The following is an 18448-nucleotide window of genomic DNA, read 5'->3' as shown; positions in this document are numbered from 1 at the left end:
GCCATGGACGACCTCGATATCCGTCGCGAGCACCGTTTTTCCGGGGCCAGCCGCATTATTCTGCTCAGCACACTGCTGTTTGCCGTCCTGGGTATCTGGGCGTATTTCGGCAAGCTGGATGAAGTCTCGACCGGCAGCGGGAAGGTAATCCCCAGCTCGCGCGAGCAGGTCTTGCAGTCGCTGGATGGCGGTATTCTCGCCGAGCTCACGGTACGCGAAGGAGATAAAGTACAGGCTAATCAGATTGTCGCGCGCCTCGACCCCACTCGCTCTGAGTCCAACGTTGGGGAGAGCGCCGCCCGCTATCGCGCCTCACTGGCTTCCAGCGCAAGGCTCAATGCCGAAGTTAACGATCTGCCGCTCGTGTTTCCCGCTTCACTACGCGCCTGGCCGGATCTCATCGCCTCCGAAACACGCTTGTATAAAAGTCGCCGCGCGCAGCTCGCTGATTCTATGGCAGAACTGCAGGATGCGCTGGTCTCGGTAAATAAAGAGCTGGCCATAACCCAACGGCTGGAAAAAAGTGGTGCCGCCAGCCACGTTGAAGTGCTGCGCCTGCAACGACAAAAAAGCGATTTGGGATTAAAAATCACCGATCTGCGCTCACAATACTTCGTGCAGGCGCGGGAAGCGCTGTCAAAAGCCAATGCCGAAGTGGATATGCTGGCGGCTATTTTGAAAGGACGCGAGGATTCCGTCACCCGCCTGACCGTGCGCGCGCCGATGCGCGGTATTGTGAAAAACATCCAGGTCACTACCATTGGCGGCGTTATCCCGCCCAATGGCGAGATGATGGAGATTGTACCGCTGGACGATCATCTGCTGATTGAAACCCGCCTGTCTCCGCGCGATATCGCGTTCATCCACCCCGGCCAACGGGCGCTGGTGAAAATAACCGCTTATGACTACGCGATTTACGGCGGTCTGGAAGGCGTAGTCGAAACTATTTCCCCGGACACTATTCAAGACAAAGTGAAACCGGAAATATTCTACTACCGCGTGTTTATCCGCACCCATCAGGACTTCTTACAGAACAAACTGGGACGCCATTTCTCCATCGTACCGGGAATGATTGCCACAGTGGATATAAAAACAGGTGAAAAAACCATCGTCGACTATTTAATCAAACCGTTTAATCGCGCAAAAGAAGCGCTGCGCGAGCGGTAAATCCTTGAGGATTAGGGGTTGCGGGGGCTGGTCACGCGTGTCACAAGTCTGTTATACTTGCTCTAACACATTGGGGCTGATTCTGGATTCGACGGGATTCGCGAAACCCAAGGTGCATGCCGAGGGGCGGTTGGCCTCGTAAAAAGCCGCAAAAAAATAGTCGCAAACGACGAAAACTACGCTTTAGCAGCTTAATAACCTGCTCTGAGCCCTCTCTCCCTAGCTTCCGCTCTTAAGACGGGGATCAAAGAGAGGTCAAACCCAAAAGAGATCGCGTGGAGGCCCTGCCTGGGGTTGAAGCGTTAAATCTAATCAGGCTAGTCTGGTAGTGGCGTGTCTGTCCGCAGGTGCCAGGCGAATGTAAAGACTGACTAAGCATGTAGTACCGAGGATGTAGGAATTTCGGACGCGGGTTCAACTCCCGCCAGCTCCACCAAAATTCTCCATCGGTGATTACCAGAGTCATCCGATGAAGTCCTAAGAGCCCGCACGGCACAAGCCCTGCGGGCTTTTTTGTGCCTTCAATTTGTCCCGCGAAGTCCGAAGAGAACTAATTAAATCCGAACCTTTTAGGCCCATTGATAGGCCCAACGAAAAGCTCTATTGTTTTCGTTGGGCCTAAACGCATGGAGACTCCCCCATGGCAAGAAAAACCAAGCCGTTAACCGATACGGAAATCAAAGCCGCCAAACCTAAAGCTACCGATTACCAGCTGTATGATGGTGACGGGCTTACTCTATTAATCAAGTCCAGTGGTAGTAAGCTCTGGCAGTTCCGTTACTATCGGCCTCTGACCAAGCAGCGAACCAAACAGAGCTTCGGTGCATACCCTGCCATATCCCTTTCTGATGCGCGTAAACTCAGAGCTGAATCTCGAGTTTTGTTGGCGAAAGACATTGATCCTCAGGAACATCAGAAAGAACAGGTAAGAAATTCTCAAGAGGCTAAAACCAACACTTTCTTGCTAGTTGCCCAGCGTTGGTGGAATGTGAAGAAAGCCAGCGTAACAGAAGGCTATGCCGACGATATCTGGCGCTCACTTGAGAGAGATATTTTTCCAGCAATCGGTGATATCAGTGTCACTGAGATTAAGGCCCATACTCTGGTTAAAGCAGTGCAGCCGGTCCAGGCCAGAGGTGCATTAGAGACAGTCCGACGCCTTTGTCAGCGTATTAACGAAGTCATGATTTATGCGCAGAACACAGGCCTGATTGATGCAGTTCCCAGTGTAAATATCGGAAAAGCGTTCGAGAAACCGCAAAAGAAAAACATGCCGAGTATCCGTCCGGATCAGCTTCCACAGTTAATGCAAACAATGCGTACAGCAAGTATCAGTGTGTCAACGCGGTGCTTGTTCATGTGGCAGCTTCTCACCATTACCCGCCCTGCCGAAGCTGCTGAGGCTCGATGGGATGAGATCGATTTCAATGCTAGCGAATGGAAAATTCCTGCAGCTCGAATGAAGATGAACCGGGACCATACGGTTCCACTATCCAATGAGGCTCTCTCTATTCTGGAAATGATGAAGTCACTCAGTGGTGGCCGTGAATTTATCTTTCCCAGTCGCATCAAACCAACCCAGCCAATGAACAGCCAAACAGTTAATGCCGCACTGAAGCGTGCTGGCTTAGGAGGCGTACTCGTTTCACACGGCTTACGTTCTATCGCCAGTACAGCACTCAATGAGAAAGGATTTCCGCCTGATGTCATTGAAGCAGCACTGGCTCATGTGGACAAAAATGAGGTTCGTCGCGCTTACAACCGCAGTGATTACCTTGAGCAACGTCGTCCGATGATGCAGTGGTGGGCTTACTTTGTGAAAAAGGCAGATAGTGGCAGACTCACTGACGTTGAATTAACAACATTAAAGCTAACTGGATAAGACCAATTCTTAATCCACACAAGCGAAAAACAGGAGTGTGCGGTAATGGCGCAATCCAGTTATATAAAGTCTAACTCCCTAGGCTTCACGTATGATTCGACCGGACAGCATTGACTCATACTACGCTGAATAAATCCTAAGGAGCCTGCCATTGGTACGTATGCTTACAAACACTCGTATGCTAAATCAGGGGATAATATTGTTTACCATTGAGACTGCACGTGAAGAGGCGAATAGGTTTCGAAAGATACTCGAAACATGTGATCCGTCAACAACCTACCTTGTACCTCACGGCTTCCCGGTAATGAGTTGCAAGCTTTGCTCAATGTTACTTTCCTTCCACTTTCTGCAATTATGGCCCGAACTGGAATTGAAAGGGGTCACTGGAGTCACCGGTAAAAATGGCGCAATAACTCACTTCTGGCTGGAAGTGGAAAATTACGTTATTGATATCACCGGAGATCAATACAACATCATCAACGCCAGTAAACTAAACGAAAATATCGTAAGAAACAGGCCCTTTATGCCTGTTCACGTCGCTAACCAAAAGGATAGCTATCTCTATAATTTATTTGAAATTAAAGGGAAAGAGCATTTGAGCTATGGCTTTCCGACAATCGGTGATGATTTCATCGATGAGATGGAATGTGATTATCGCCAGCTTGTCAGGTGATGGTGGAAATAGAATCAAGAAATAGATGCAAACCTGCGCTTTTATCGGCAAGTCTGCATCATAAGCTCTAAAGGCCTCTCAGCTGCCGTCATATTAACTGACTAGTGCCAAAGTTACGATAGCCGTCATGGGAATCTTTACTGTACGTTTTTGCTAGGTAAGCAACACGTAGCAGGAAGTCGTAATAATCGGGACTTAACGTTAACGCATCCTGCCGGGTGAACCAGGCGCTGTGATTTTTCGGGAATTCAACCCGACTGGCATAGTAAGGATAACTTAGCCCTATTGCACTGCACCAAGCTTTCTGAATACGGGTCCCCATATTATCAGCGTCAGGCTTTGTATAATCTCCCAGATAACCATAAACGTCTTTGTTGAATAGCAGAACCAGATGGTAGTGAGGGCGTTCCCCGGTAACACGTTCCCTGGCCCAGATATAGCCGAGTGGTGTAGGCTCACCAGCCCTGCCAGAGCGCTTGTGCTCTTCCCGTAGCTGGCTTTTCAGGGATTCTATAGCCCGAGTAATGGCTTTCTCATCATCTTTCTGAAAGCATATCGGCATATCTGGCTCTCCAGGCACATGGGACTGAGCAAACCGAAAGTCGGCCCGTAACGTGAACATCCGGTCATGTTTCTCTGAAAAATTAGATGTCACGTCATATGCTCTACGGAGCATATAGCTTGATATAAGGGAGTTATATTTTTCCGCTGCTTCCTGTTGCAGGAACTTAAACTGCTTTTCAGTTAATTTATACGGTGATTTCATAATATGAGTTCACTGAGTAATGGGTAGCCGATAACTACCCAGGTTATTGTGGGATGGTTTAAGCTAAGGTTACGATGCCCTTTTACATTAGACTCACCTTGACTACTGACATGTTCTACTATGTTTTATATGCTTATTCATGATTGATATAGATACCTATACAATGCAGACATATATTACATATACCGGACCTTTCTAGGTGCCCAAGGCAACTACGTGGTGATGAGGGAAGCCGCAGTATGCTTGGGTAAAAAATATATCTAACTAGCTGATATAAAATCAAAATAACTCTGAAGTTATTCTGGTCGAGCTAACTTACTCAGTGTCAGCGAGCCAGTCTGGTGTATTGGCGTGTTGGTCCTCGCTGCCAGTTCGACAGGGTTCATTGTTGAACCGATAAATTTGACATAATTGATACCTGCCTCTTCGAATAGCTGCACCATTCCTTTTGATTCAAGCTTTTCTAATGATGGCATAAGCCGCTCAGAGCATCTTATGGATCTTGGACCCTTTTTGATAATGTCATTTCTTCTGAAATCGTAGGAACCATTTTCGACAAGTTGCGATTCCATCCAGAATAATATTTTCTCTTCATCACTAAGCTCTCTTGCAGAATCAATTTTTGCGATTGCATGATTGACAAACCAATCCATCAAATTCAAAGCTGATAACAAATTTTCCTCTGTTATTATTGTCGAACCGGGTTCACCAGAAACCTGAAAAATGCCTGCCATTCTGAGTCCCTGCTCGATAATCCGGGCACCTACATCATCGTAGTGATACAAGGAACCTCCAGGTTTCATCTTTTGCTGCAAACTTAACGATGTTTTATCCAGCAGTTCCTGGGCATCCGGGGCCAGAGTAAGTGTTATTAGTTCATCACCATTTTCTCTTCGCTTCACCCCCGCTTTTATATGCCGCGTTATCACTGAGTACAATTCAGAAAGCACCGCCTCGCTATGAGTGTAATGACCATTGATTATGCACGGTTCAGTAATCTGCTCCATGTCTATCATCTGTGTACGTGCCTGCAATCCAGTCTCTCTCATGTTTGCTTTTTTCTGTCTGCTGGTATTGTCATATGGTTGAGGCTGCATCGCTAAAAAAAATGAAAATACATAATTTTCAATAACAAAGCTTTCAGTGGCAGCCCTGTCTATTGTAACTTTGTCTCCACACCAGTATGTATTGAGAAGCGCGGGATTGTTGAACACACTCCCCTTGAACACTGCGGTTGCCTCGTCATTAAAAAGCGCCTTATTTTGATACCCCAGCCCAATTGATTTTGCGAGCGCTTCGCTTGTCGGATTCGTTGTGATAATGACCTTTCTTACTGGCGCTTTCGGTTGTCGGCCAATACATTCTTCAATTTTCTTACTCGTTTCGGTAGTATCTTCCCCCTTGCTCAGAGACTTTTTATAAAGCCTTTTTAGTACTTTAAACTCTGCCTCCCAAAGAATATTTATTCGCTCAAATGCTTTAAGCTCAGCACGATAAGCATCTTCAAACTCCCGCTCTTGTTGTGCAAAGGGGGCCTTCAACAATCTGAATATTGTTGATTTTCCACTGCCAGATCTTGAAAGCAGCAGCAGGTATAAGGCCAGAAGGGATCGCTGCTTGTTCTTTAACTGAACACAGTACAAATCCTGACAGGCCAGCCCTAAAAAGGCTAATAACGTAACAATGATTATCTCAATAGCCACTCCAGTTATGTATTGCAAATGCGAAGCCCAATGCCTGATATGACGTGGCAGAATGTCAAATTTCAGGTTAAGCTCATGATTAATTTTGTTTTTATTTCTCATTGCATCATCCTTTATTTTTTTGCAAAAAATTAAACGGTTCGGGAAGCGATCCACTCGTCAATAGCAGTAGATCGCCATCCTACTGATGCGGCCCCTAGTCGGACCGGTTTAGGAAACTCGGCATCGTAATACTTGGATTTTGGATTCAGTTTTTCGTAGATGCTTGAGCGAGATATCCCAAGCATCATGGTCAGCTCAGTCATGCGCAGGATGCGCAGCGGGTGTGCTTTTTGTTCACTAATATTCGGCATTTTCACTCCTCCTGTTGGACCTCTTTAGCTGGATTCGACTTTCTCACACCATCTGAGATACTGTCCCCGTCAAAAAACGGAAACCAACCGGAGGGAACGTGGGGACTCATGCTTTTGCTGATATGATGTATCGTCTTTACCAGTGCTTTGGCCTGTTTGAAAAAGATGACGAACGGCGTGAAGTGCGTGGAAACAGCAGTTTTTCCTTTCATCAGAATTTTTTCGATCAAGGCTATAACGATTTAATAAGAATAATTGACAGCAATGAAGTCTTCAGCCTCGAAGAAAGACGCGAAGTTTTTTACAAATACGAGCAACTATATAACGCGCTAATGCATATTCCGGTCTTTTCTCATCTAGATAATAGCCAAATCACAAAGCGATACCTTCAGGTCGCATTGCCTCCCATAGTAGCATTAGACGTCTATAATTCTCTTCCCCCCGATGATGAAATGCATTTCTATTACCATATTCATCGTTTTTTAATCAGCATACACTGCCCACACGGAAGCGCTGATAAAAGAAAGATTTATTCAGGAGTAAAGGAATACCTTCGAGAATATATTCGCACACTTGAGTTTCACTACACGGATCATCTGGCACCACTAATTAGTTTCATTAATGACATTAAAGCAAGTAGTGGACAGAAGGAAGCGACTATAAGGAGAATAATAAAAGATTGCCGTTTAGAGTATGATGAAAGTTACATCTCTGAAAAGAACATAAAACTCAATTTTCTGAATTTAAATAAAATTGAAAAAGCTTATCTTTCACTTAACGTGTTACTTGCATTTGAACGCAAGACCTCTGCTGTCGCAGCAATATCCATGCATTACCGACATACGGTGAGCAATGGCGTTAATTACAACACTAGCTTTGGCATTCTATGTCGATATCTTTATTCCAAAGGGTATGATGAACGACTATTACACTATATCACACTCCCATTTTATAACGAAGCAGTCCGACCGATTTCGGTAATGATAGAGGAGAAACCGTATCGCTACGTTCACGAATTAAAATGGCTTATTTTCAACATTAGTGAAGGCAACAAATACACTAAGTGGGATTTAGCCGAAATGGAATCCAGTCTCAATGCCGCCACTAACTCAGATGTACTAAAGCCTTACTCCCAACTTTTGCAAATCATCACTTTTCTCAGTCAAAATAAAATATACGAAGCCTTCTGTCTTGTAAACAAAATCCCATTAGATAGCTTACCTATTGGTTATCTGCCTTCAGCCTTTTCAGTTATCAAAATGGCATTAAAAGTAAAACTGGAAAGAAAAAAAATAAGAAACAAAACATTACTATCCGTGATAAACAGTACTTTGAGTAATCAAGGTACCCTTACTGATTTTATACCTGTAACTACAGGAGAAACTGATAGTAATGTTGTACTATCTGCAGATAACATGACGATCATGCGTGCAATAAAAATGTACAACCACATGATAAGAAAGGTAAGTTACTTATCTGAGGATTCACCGTCTGAAGTCTGTCCGCAATCTATATTCGGGCTTCTTAATGAAATAGAATTTGCGCTGGGTAAGCTAAATTCCCTGGTTTGCGAAACAGGTGATAGTATTGATAGTAATGAACTGGCCGGGTTTATAGTAAAAAATAAAACACTAACAGCTCGCGAATTGAATGAAAACCTGGTTGGCGTACTTGATAAATGCACACTTTATAATTTCCTGAGTAGCATCAATGTTTTTATTAGTTATTTGAGATGCCCTGGAGAAGAACTAGGACACATTAGGATATTTGCCGGAGTAACAGAGAAGCCAAAACGTCTTCGGGAAAAGGTATGTGGGGCTTTGAGAATTGCATCAGAAAAACGTAGATAGGGAAAATTATGGAAAAGGGAAACGTATCCATACGTCAACAGAGAAGTACTGGTTCAGTCAGAAAAAGTAAATAACGCTTTATGTTTCCCCTGCTACAGCTGCTACGTGTAGCAGCTGTAGCAGGGGTCAGAGATAGATGAGTATGTTATTTATTTCAGCTAACGGGTCGATCATATTTCATGCCTACTGGCGTTTCCTGATTCGACTGGCGTATCTGGCGTAAACCAGTACCAAGAATATTTACAGCGATTACCGTAATTTTGGCACAAGCCAGTGTTCACGCTTAGGCGGATTAGCCTGTTAATAGCACTCTGAGTGAGGTATTTATCCTCACTCAGAGTGCTATTAACATAATTGACACATTTCTCCGTGAAATTTCTGTAGTCTGCCTCGGTACCCTGCTACAACTTGCTACATGTAGCAGGTTGTAACAATCCCTACAAAATTAAGATATGTTTTTCGCTCAATTATCGGGTTCGTCACAATATACCTCTAAAAGAGGTATTAGCCTCATGGTAATATAGAGATCCGAATTCTTCCTTTGTCGTTAACCTAGGAAAAGTCTATGAGCGAAGTAGCTAATTATACGGATGTCTTTCAAAGTTGGCAGGATCACCGATTTAATTTCAGTCTTGCAGTACCCTTGACCAACACTCCCGGTCTACGTAAGCCCCAATTAGCTGCTATTTATGCAACGCTGGGGCATCTGGTGGTTGACCCTTCCTCCCCGGCAACGGTCGTAATGCCTACGGGTACAGGAAAAACTGACACAATGCTTGCCCTGCTCATTGCAGGCAAAATGTCTAGAACCTTAATTCTGGTTCCATCAGATGCTCTGAGAACTCAAATATCTGGTAAATGCGAAAAATTCGTAACACTTCGCACTGTGGGAGCCATATCTGATACGGCTTTAAACCCTGTAGTCGAAGTAATCAACTCGGGAATGTCTGAACAAGAAGTTCTTCAGCTTGCTAAAGCAAATGTTATTGTAGCTACTCCGCAAGCCCTCCAACTATTCGATAAGGATGCACTGCAAGCTTTGGTAGGAATCTGTAGTCACCTTCTAATAGATGAAGCCCATCACGTTGCAGCAACAAGTTGGGGCCGTATCAAAAAATCTTTCAACGGGAAACCATGTATTCAGTTTACCGCAACTCCATTTCGAGAAGATGGTTTAGCATTAGAAGGAAAAATTATTTATAACTACCCTCTTCGCGATGCTCAAAATGATGGCTATTTCAAAAGCATCGAATTTCACCCAGTACGGGAATACAATTTAGATCGCTCTGACCAAGCTATAGCAGATCAGGCTGTAGAGCTATTGAGAAAAGATATACAAGCGGGCTATAACCATCTGATGTTAGTGCGGGCTAAATCACAAAAACGAGCTGAAGCCCTCTTCGAAATTTACAGGACTCATGCGGATCTTAACCCGGTATTAATACATAGCAAAGTTCCAAACCAAGCTAGAATTTTCGAAGAGATTGTCCTGAAAAAATACCGAATCATCGTTTGTGTGGACATGCTAGGGGAAGGTTTTGATTTGCCTGAACTTAAAATCGCTGCTATTCATGATCAGCACAGAAGCCCTGCAGTCACATTACAGTTTATTGGCCGGTTAACTAGGGTTGATAATTCTCTTGGGAACGCAAAATTTGTTGCCAACATTGCAAACCAAAAGACTGATCACCAAATGTCAGAGCTCTATAAAGAGAGTGCTGACTGGGGTTCTGTGATCCGGGATGTTAGTCAAGAAAAAGTTAGTAAGGAAATAGAAAAAGAGTCATTCAGTGGGCAGTTTTCAGATGAGAAAGACGCAGATACTATCTTTGGGTTGAATCCAAATCCAAAGATTAGTGCAACAGCCTATCATCTTTCCCCCAAGAACTGGATGCCGGAAAGAGCAAATGAAATGTCTGGCAACAGAGAGAAGTTACAATATATTTCCATTAATGATGAAGCAGATACAGTCATCGTAGTAACAAAACGAGAAACACTTGTTGGATGGGCTCAAACTGAAGCTATTTTCGACACCAACTGGCTCTTATATCTGGCATTTTACAACAAACCCGAGAACACACTTTTTATTCACACATCGGGTGATGACATGCAATCTAACCGATTCCTTAATTTAGTGGCTAAAGAACCTGTACGTATTAATGGTGAACCGACATTTCGCTCGCTCCACAATATTAAGTTAATGAAATTGCAAAACGTAGGCTTATCTCGTGCCCGAAAGGATCTCCGATTTACGATGCATGTAGGTCACGACATCAATCAAGTAATCAGTGAGATTGAAAAAGGTAGTGCAAAGAAATCCAACGTTTTTGCAACTGGTTTCGAACAAGGTGATAGAACTACAGTTGGTTGCTCGCACAAAGGTAAAATTTGGGAGATGAACTCATCACCAATTAATTATTGGGTCGAATGGTGTAAAAATATCTCTAAGAAACTTAATGATAAAACAATAGACCCAAGTGATTTATTGAAGAATGTCATGCGAGCAGAGAAAATTGAGCAAAAATGGCCTGATGGCCTTTTTTACTCAGACTGGCCTGAGTCCATAGCAATCGAGAATGAACAAAAAATATCTCTTATTTTTCAGGGAGAGAGGTTCAACCTTCTTGATATTGTTCTGGGCAAGCCAAATTATGATGATGACCTAACTTTAAGTATTCCTGTGTACGTCGCAGATACAGATGGATTGGAACATCTAATTACAAAGATCAATATTAAGCTATTGGAGGATGGTTACAAAACACACTGCCCCGGTTTGAAAATTTCATTATCTCAAGAGGTTCCGTTAGATGAATACTTGGATAGCGAACCACTGGTGCTACTAAGTGTCGATGGGTCAATGCTTCTAGGTAATTATCGTTATTTCTCGCCCAACAGTGTAGATATAAAACTGCCAATCTCTCTACTTGAGGTATGGGATTGGGGGACAACTAAAATTCATCAGGAATCAATGCGTGCAGAAAAACGCTTTGATAGTGTACAGGGATTTACTTACAACAAGATTGCTGATGATTACAGTATAGTATTCAATGATGATGGTGCAGGTGAAATCGCCGATCTCGTTGCAATTCGTGAAAGTAAAAATGTCATTCATATTGATTTATTTCACTGCAAATATTGTTCCTTGACTGATGGAGTGGCTATACCAGGAGCCCGCGTGAACGATGTTTACGAAGTGTGTGGTCAGGCATCCAGATCTGTAAAATGGTTATATACGGGTGAGAAGTTTTTTGATCGTTTGATGGATCGTTATCAAAAGTCGCTTCCAATCGGTTTTGATAGAATCCTAAAGGGACTCCCAGAACAACTCGAGATATTGCGAAATAAGTGTCATGATCACGAACTGGTTTTCAGGTTTGCTATAGTACAACCTGCTATTTCAGCTACAAAAATTTCTAGCGGTCAGTTAGCAGTGCTTGGAACGAGTTACTCATACATTAAAAGTATTTCCGGATCGGATATAAGAGTTATCGTTAGCCCTTAAACTTATAAATATATTATATTTTGGGACTAAGTGGTCAGTTCCATCAGATCTAACCACTTAGTCCCAAAAGCTGACACTGTTCGCATATTTAGAGTTAATTATTGAAACATTGCTCGCTTCCATTGATAATTTTCAAAACATCAATAATATTGATGCTGAGAGTCTTTCTCTTAAATTTCAAAAGGAAAACTATCATGGGTCTAAAACCAGGTCCAAAGCCAATTGCTAAATCGACAGGAAAACCGGATCAACGTCGACGTGATAATAAAGATACACCTGGCAACACCCCGGGGTTGAAGCCTAGCAAATTAACAGGTAAATAAATTTAGGATATAGTTAACTTATTTAAACCCTAAATACAACATTATATTACTAAAGATTTTTTTGCAGCCAGATGCGTGCACCTGCTATATCATACGCCCTTTCCCCAAATCCCTTCGCAAGAAGGGATTCTGGTAAATAATCATCATATTTATCCAAGTGCTTTTCTGGAACATCTGTAGCAAGATCAAATGCAGATGGCAAGCCTGACAACAGTATTTCTTTAAGCGCGTGCTGAACGGAAGCTACACTTGAATTATCGATTTCTATAACACCAGCAAACGAATTTGCTTTAAAACCACAGCGTAGGAGCAAGGCTGTAATCGTATTCACAACTTTATCCCCCATCCAGGGAATTACGTAACAGTGTTGCCCGCTCGTAATAAAATATTCATTTTGCAGGTCATAATGCCGAAAGTTACTACAGCCTTCAGCAAATAGATTTCTGGCGGCAGAATCGGCATAATCGACTCTCTTGCTACCTATCGCTATGCGGTAATCACTTTCCCTATAGATAGCGAGCATTTCCTGACGTACGGCATCATGAACAGACATTCCTCCCCCACTAAATTGTGGTGGCTGACCGCCTTTGGTCGCCTCTACATAGATAACTTTTTTCTCTGTCTCGATCTCTGTCACTTTCCAGCGCCGCCCACCGAAGATGATATGTTGGTCTGGTAGCAGTGGGGAGTCCACAGGCACTGTTCCAAGGGTTCTGTTTCCGGTGACAATGCGGAACTCTTCCGGTGTATTGAACACGGCATAAAACGTGTAATGGTTAGTCAGTTTCTCACCCTCTGCCCCAACAACCATTTCGCCGCTAGCAAGTTGAGTGAGCAGGCCACAGGTTCCCATATGTTTAAGCAGACTTTTGAAATCGTTTAAATCTACATTTCTAAACGGCCCTGTCTGGCATAGTTGTGACCAGAGCTGGTCGGCACGAACTCCGCCCCATTGTGCCGTAATAGCAAGAATCTGGTGCAACAGCGTGGAATAATGCATCTGTCGAGCATCTGCTGGTTCAAACCATTGTTTAGAGATCATCAATCTGATCATTGCCATCGACTGGACCAACTGCAGCCGTAGGTGGTCAACGATACTGCTAGTTACAGTAAGCTCATTTTCTGTAATTAGCATTCTTAGAACTGATGGGGAGTCGCGTCGCCCAGAACGTCCCATACGCTGACGCAGACTGGAAACAGAATGCGGAGGCGTAACTTGGATAACCGACTTAACCTTACCGATATCAATTCCCAACTCAAGCGTCATTGTACAAACAGCAGTTGTGGGCAAATTACCTTTCTGAAGACGAGATTCAAGCGCCTCACGTAATTCCTTGGCAAGGGAACCATGGTGGGGGAAAAATTCATTCGGAACAATTTGTTCCTCACACATGTCGCTCAGCGTTGCCGCAATACTTTCAGTGCGCTTTCGGCTGTTTGCAAAGACCAAATGAGAATCGCCACGGCAAAGTCTAAAAATGTCAGCGCAAACGTCATGTTCAGCTGAACTCTGAAGTTCTTCCTCTTTTTGGTTCACTCGCTCCAGGTACCCTTTGACCTGTACCTGAAGAGTGGCCGTGCTATTACTATCTGTAACAGTTACGCAGGGGAGTCGTTTGTCCGGGCGCAACATTTCGGGCACTTTCTCCAGTTCCCCCAGCGTGGCACTCAACGCAACGCGGGGAATTGGATTTACCTGGCGTCCTAGCACATGGTCAATTCTATTGAGCAGAGAAAGCAGCTGTACACCACGCTCTGAGCCAATAAAAGCATGAAACTCATCAATAACGATGTATGCGACTGAAGAAAACGCCTGTTTGAGCCAGCCCATTGAATTTATGAGCAAAGACTCAAGTGACTCAGGTGTAATCAGTAAAATGCCAGCAGGGTTTGTCCGAGCCTTCTTCTTTTTGCTTTGTGGCACATCCCCGTGCCAGGGAGTCACTGGCATTTCCAATGCATCTCCAAGGCTCTCAAGACGACGGTACTGATCGTTAATCAATGCCTTCAACGGACTGATATAGACGATGCCAAATCCATTAGTGAGATCTGCAACTGCCGAACAGGCAGGAAGAAAGAAAGCCTCTGTTTTACCCGCTGCTGTGCCTGCACTGATTAGCACGTCTCGATCACGGGCTAAAATTGCCGGGATAGAACTCTCCTGCAAGGGCCTTAATGTAGACCACCCCTGCTTGTAAACCCACTTACGGACGCGGGGATCGAGACTATCATAGGCACTGCTCATAGTTTGAAGTTCGCCAGTCCGTCATCGTCATCGCTTTCCTCTACAATGGCGTCATCCATATCGCTGGGCCTGTCCTCTTCAATCGCCACACCCTCGATTAGTGTTTGCCAATTCATCGTTCTGTTTTGTTCCAGCACGGCCAGCATGTCCAAGAAACCTTTTATGGTATTACGGGGGGTACGGAAGTAAGCATCTCCAATGGTTTTACTACAGTGATGCAGAAATCCAGTCAGTGCCTCATCTGGAATCAGATAATTCTCTGGATCTCCGCCTGCATAAACATGGCGAAGATTTCTCAGTAAAATATACAGTTCCTCAGGGGTGAGGCTGGCAAGATGCAAAGTAGGAGACGAGTAGTCAATCACTCCTGCTTTTTGCGCGAACCGATTTTCCGCCAGACGTGATTGGAGCGCCTCATAGCTGTAAAGACCTTTGCGCGGATCGAAAAGGAACTCTGGCGTCCCCCCGAGGATAAAACCAATGTTCTCGGCTGAACCTTGCAGGCAGTCATTCAGGATCCGCAAAATCTGTTCGTAGTTCGCTGTTCTTGCTTGCGTATTATTCAGTTTAAAGAGGTTCACCATTTCGTCGAGGCTGACCAAAAGACCGGCATAGCCAGCCTGGCGGACAAAAAGGCTCATCAGCTTCAAAGAGTCATAGAATGAAGCGTCTGAGATAATAGTCCGAACGTCGAGATCGTGACGGGCATCAGTTTTAGTAGTGTACTCTCCACGCAACCAGCGAATGGCATTGGATTTTAGCGTTTCGTTATCCTGCTCATGCCCCCGCCAGAATGCATCAATGACCTTCGCAAAGTCATATCCACCGACCATATCTGATAGTGCTGCCAGGCGTTTATGAATAACTGATGAAACCTCGGAGCCGTCCGTGTCAGCTTCCTTCCTTGCCTCCGTAACGAACCTTTCAACAACGCTAAGTAACGCATTACCATCCGGCTTGTTTCTGGTGGACATGTTTTTCATGAGCTCAGAATAAAGATTACGAGCCTGACCTCCCGATGAGTGAATACGTCTGTCAGGAGAAAGGTCAGCACTGACTGACACCAACTTCTTCTCCAGCGCAATAGAGCGCACAACACTCAGAAAGAACGTTTTACCAGAACCATATTCACCGATGATAAGTCTGAAGCTTGCACCACCGTCAGCAATCCTCTCAATATCCTGATGGAGAGCGGTGATCTCATTCACGCGGCCAACCTGGATATGCTGAATGCCTATCCTTGGCGTTACACCTGACTTAAGTGACTGAATAATAGCGTCGCGTTCTTTCACTCTTATACGTGTTACAGACATTCACTATCCCTCTAATTCTTTGGCAATTTCCAGGTCAACCCAGATATCATCATCGGTATCGTCCAGTACCGGAGCATCAACCACCGCATAGGACCAGTCATTGATCACCTCAAGCGCACCGCCGAGCATCAAGTTCAAATTTCCGCACAATTCTGTCGCCTCTTTCCGGGACCACTGTTCTTTCTCCAGCAAACTGCGATAAAGCTGGCTATGTGCGGAATCAAGGCCCCCCGCCTCCGTTAATGAGGCAGGTGCGCTTTCTGGCTCTTCCGGTTCTTCTTCGGTGAAAATTGTGTTCAGTAATTTACGAACATCATCCGTGGCAGATTCGTGTCGGGCAAGTACATTAGCATCCAGTGTGAACCCTGCCGTTGGCTGATCAGTTGGTACAGACGAGACGAGATCATGTTCAGTTGCAGAATGCTGATGGATATTGCTCGAGACAGATGAGGGATCCAGACCCAAACTTGAATAAATCTTCTCAAGCTGTTTAATTTCGGCAGGCGCTATTGTTCCATCTGAGCAGGCAACACTAACGATAACTTTACCCACAGCAGCCTTTTCCGCAGCCCCCATCAACTCAACCCTGCTTTTCATTCCCGTCATATTGGCTGGGGTATGAAGCTGCCACGTTAAGTACGCATGTAGAGAGCGCTTTTCATCATCGGTGAAGATAGGATTGTTGTTGATGGCATTCTCAAGAACTTTCTGTTCAGCTTGATCAAGGGAATCGTCAATCAAGGCGACCATCGCCCCTAATCTGAGCGTCATTACTGCTGAGATAAATTCAGGAGAAGGTGAGAAGCGTCCACCTTCGGCGGCAGGGAATAGAACAAGTGTCCCATCAACATCCGCCTTCACATGGTGATAATACGGGTCAGGTGCCAGACCGTAACCCATCTTCAGAGCAAAGGCCTGCATCAAGTCGGCCTCTTTTTTATTGATTTTAGTTGGACAGCTGGCATTCATATGTGCCCAAAAGTCAGCAACTGATACTCGCCCCTCTTTTTCGAGGATCGCCTCATCAGCCCAGCGTTTGAATGAGCTTAATATTTTTTCTGCGCTTTCATTAACGATCTCTGAAGGGAGCAACATAATTGCAGCCGTATCATTGACTGACGTACCTTTCCGGCCAAGGTAGCGACTGTAAGCATCAAGTTCATCTGTACATATGTCAGCAAGGGCCATAATTTTTTGGACAGGTCCCTTCAATGCACTTGGATCAGGCAGGTCAGGAACAGGAAGTCGGACACCTCGCAAACTAGGACTTGCTGGTGTGTAATCTAACCTTAGGCGCGTTTTATTCGCCTTAACGACCATCCCTTCACCATATTTGAGGGTGTAACGCCGTTTGAAAAGCGCAGCAAACTCTTTAGCACAGCGGCGAGCCGGGGTACGCAGCGAATACTCGGTATGGTTTATTACCCAGTTCAATGCCAGTTCAGCTGATACAGGAACTCCTTCATGTACAGTTTTTGCCAGAGCCAGCTTAAATTGCATGCCGTTGCTGAAACCAGAATCGCTATCGAGCACAGTGGTTAAACCCAAATCCGGACGCAGAATAGACATGGCTTCGAGCAATTGCGTCGAATATACACGGAAGGAGCGGTTCTCAATGAATACCGATCTTAACCGAGCGACTTCATTGAACAGGCTGCTGAACTCAGCAGCAGGGAATTTTTGGTAAGTGGAATCTACAAGCGCTTTTCTTTCCAGACCGTAGAGGTATATAAAAACATAGCCTATAGGACACGATGGGTCGGACCTATCGCTGGCAAGCCAACTAACATACGCACCGCGTGCTTCAGGGGAAAGAGAGGAAAAACTGGGCCAGTATCCTAATGAACTGTCTTCGTAAAGATACGAAGTGGGTTGTATCTTACATGTATCATCAATTAATGATGCCTCACTTCCATCGTCATAATAGCCGCCTGACTCCTGACTAGAGGGCTTCATACGTTGCCCCATGTAAATGTGGCCACCGCTAATTGTTACACCAGCTACAGTTATCATTTCACCCGGAAGTACCCAGCGAGCTAATGCACCTACTGACTTTGAGGTGCTCTGGTAATGATTGGTTGTCTCCCGAAGTTCAACACCCCGGCCGCCACTCAATGTAAAGGTTGCAAGGTTGTTATCTTCACTATCATCGTTTCGCACAACCGTCTCTTTTTTCTTGATGTCAGCGATCCATTCTTTTGGCGGTGCTTTCACGGGGCTTGAAGCATAAGACTTTGGAGATTTACGTTTTTTCTTTCTAAAAAACAACAAGTAAATTACTAAAATCGCTGCCAGAAACTTCAATAACTCCATGATATATAACCTTAAAATCATTCCTCACGCACACTCACAAGCAGCAATGAAGGTTGGGCAAGTGGATTAATCTTAAAATAATACGTCTAAATCGCAAGGGTTCAAACCAAAATGCAATCAAAATTAATTTATTGATTTAAAAGAAATAATTATTGATTAAGCATGTGAACCAGAAGGTGTGTTCAAAATGTACGAATTTCTGTTGGGCTATTCGCCTCCGAATCGGGTTGTGTTGCTGCTGCTTTAATATGCAAGCGATTGCTCCAAAGAGCTAGAGCTGGTCGCTACATCGTGAAACTTCCCGATACGCTGAGCAGAGTGACAATGTGTTTAGCTGCAAAATCTTTTAGGCCAGATC

General features: G+C 44.6%; 11 protein-coding genes and 1 other RNA gene. 6 read left to right on the top strand and 6 right to left on the bottom strand.

The window, feature by feature from the left end; all coding sequences use genetic code 11:
- Window positions 1-3 precede the first annotated feature (3 nt).
- From HV314_RS06695 to HV314_RS06680, 4 genes are all read left to right on the top strand, one after another.
- On the top strand, window positions 4-1167 hold the full coding sequence (locus tag HV314_RS06695) for an HlyD family efflux transporter periplasmic adaptor subunit (RefSeq protein WP_085951071.1): 1164 nt from the start codon (window positions 4-6) through the stop codon (window positions 1165-1167).
- Window positions 1168-1239: 72 nt separating this feature from the next.
- Window positions 1240-1603: a transfer-messenger RNA gene (gene ssrA / locus HV314_RS06690) on the top strand.
- 204 nt (window positions 1604-1807) lie between these two features.
- Window positions 1808-3049 (top strand): integrase, encoded by a 1242-nt coding sequence (locus tag HV314_RS06685; protein ID WP_047358992.1) that lies wholly within the window; start codon window positions 1808-1810, stop codon window positions 3047-3049.
- Between the two features lie 199 nt (window positions 3050-3248).
- Window positions 3249-3722, top strand: a complete 474-nt coding sequence (locus HV314_RS06680; protein WP_032724395.1) for a hypothetical protein — start codon at window positions 3249-3251, stop codon at window positions 3720-3722.
- Between the two features lie 88 nt (window positions 3723-3810).
- Here the strand turns inward: HV314_RS06680 and HV314_RS06675 are convergent, their stop codons facing one another.
- The 3 genes from HV314_RS06675 to HV314_RS06665 form a co-directional block, all read right to left on the bottom strand.
- Complete coding sequence (locus HV314_RS06675; protein WP_032733614.1) at window positions 3811-4488, bottom strand: inovirus Gp2 family protein; 678 nt, start codon at window positions 4486-4488, stop codon at window positions 3811-3813.
- Window positions 4489-4784: 296 nt separating this feature from the next.
- On the bottom strand, window positions 4785-6293 hold the full coding sequence (locus HV314_RS06670) for a DUF3987 domain-containing protein (protein ID WP_181547654.1): 1509 nt from the start codon (window positions 6291-6293) through the stop codon (window positions 4785-4787).
- A gap of 29 nt (window positions 6294-6322) precedes the next feature.
- A complete protein-coding gene (locus tag HV314_RS06665) occupies window positions 6323-6544 on the bottom strand; it encodes an AlpA family phage regulatory protein (protein WP_047358995.1) in 222 nt (73 codons plus the stop codon).
- 98 nt (window positions 6545-6642) lie between these two features.
- Here HV314_RS06665 and HV314_RS06660 point away from each other — a divergent pair, with 98 nt between their 5' ends.
- Together HV314_RS06660 and HV314_RS06655 are read left to right on the top strand one after the other, a co-directional pair.
- Window positions 6643-8394 carry a hypothetical protein gene (locus HV314_RS06660; RefSeq protein ID WP_117380723.1) on the top strand — a complete coding sequence of 584 codons (1752 nt, stop codon included), beginning with the start codon at window positions 6643-6645 and terminating at the stop codon, window positions 8392-8394.
- 565 nt (window positions 8395-8959) lie between these two features.
- Complete coding sequence (locus tag HV314_RS06655; protein ID WP_181547652.1) at window positions 8960-11896, top strand: DEAD/DEAH box helicase; 2937 nt, start codon at window positions 8960-8962, stop codon at window positions 11894-11896.
- A gap of 372 nt (window positions 11897-12268) precedes the next feature.
- Here the strand turns inward: HV314_RS06655 and HV314_RS06650 are convergent, their stop codons facing one another.
- Genes HV314_RS06650 through HV314_RS06640 form a run of 3 tightly spaced genes read right to left on the bottom strand, consistent with a single transcriptional unit; the run spans window position 12269 to window position 18090 of the window.
- Window positions 12269-14464, bottom strand: coding sequence for a DEAD/DEAH box helicase (locus tag HV314_RS06650; protein WP_047359258.1), 2196 nt, complete (start codon window positions 14462-14464; stop codon window positions 12269-12271).
- Complete coding sequence (locus HV314_RS06645; protein ID WP_047359257.1) at window positions 14461-15777, bottom strand: ATP-binding protein; 1317 nt, start codon at window positions 15775-15777, stop codon at window positions 14461-14463. Before HV314_RS06645 ends, HV314_RS06650 begins: the two co-directional genes overlap by 4 nt.
- Before the next feature lie 3 nt (window positions 15778-15780).
- The gene (locus tag HV314_RS06640; protein WP_181547650.1) at window positions 15781-18090 is read right to left on the bottom strand and encodes a tellurite resistance TerB family protein; all 2310 of its coding nucleotides are present in this window, start codon (window positions 18088-18090) and stop codon (window positions 15781-15783) included.
- Window positions 18091-18448: the final 358 nt, after the last annotated feature.

Source organism: Citrobacter sp. RHBSTW-00887 (assembly GCF_013728095.1).
Classification (GTDB): Bacteria; Pseudomonadota; Gammaproteobacteria; order Enterobacterales; family Enterobacteriaceae; genus Citrobacter; species Citrobacter braakii.
This window is presented reverse-complemented; position numbering and strand designations above follow the sequence as displayed.

What these genes read in the sequence shown, in the direction of transcription:
- HV314_RS06695 (WP_085951071.1), top strand. Translation starts at nt 4, where the DNA reads ATGGACGACCTCGATATCCGTCGCGAGCACCGTTTTTCCGGGGCCAGC.
- HV314_RS06685 (WP_047358992.1), top strand. Translation starts at nt 1,808, where the DNA reads ATGGCAAGAAAAACCAAGCCGTTAACCGATACGGAAATCAAAGCCGCC.
- HV314_RS06675 (WP_032733614.1), bottom strand. Translation starts at nt 4,488, where the DNA reads ATGAAATCACCGTATAAATTAACTGAAAAGCAGTTTAAGTTCCTGCAA.
- HV314_RS06670 (WP_181547654.1), bottom strand. Translation starts at nt 6,293, where the DNA reads ATGAGAAATAAAAACAAAATTAATCATGAGCTTAACCTGAAATTTGAC.
- HV314_RS06665 (WP_047358995.1), bottom strand. Translation starts at nt 6,544, where the DNA reads ATGCCGAATATTAGTGAACAAAAAGCACACCCGCTGCGCATCCTGCGC.
- HV314_RS06655 (WP_181547652.1), top strand. Translation starts at nt 8,960, where the DNA reads ATGAGCGAAGTAGCTAATTATACGGATGTCTTTCAAAGTTGGCAGGAT.
- HV314_RS06650 (WP_047359258.1), bottom strand. Translation starts at nt 14,464, where the DNA reads ATGAGCAGTGCCTATGATAGTCTCGATCCCCGCGTCCGTAAGTGGGTT.
- HV314_RS06645 (WP_047359257.1), bottom strand. Translation starts at nt 15,777, where the DNA reads ATGTCTGTAACACGTATAAGAGTGAAAGAACGCGACGCTATTATTCAG.
- HV314_RS06640 (WP_181547650.1), bottom strand. Translation starts at nt 18,090, where the DNA reads ATGGAGTTATTGAAGTTTCTGGCAGCGATTTTAGTAATTTACTTGTTG.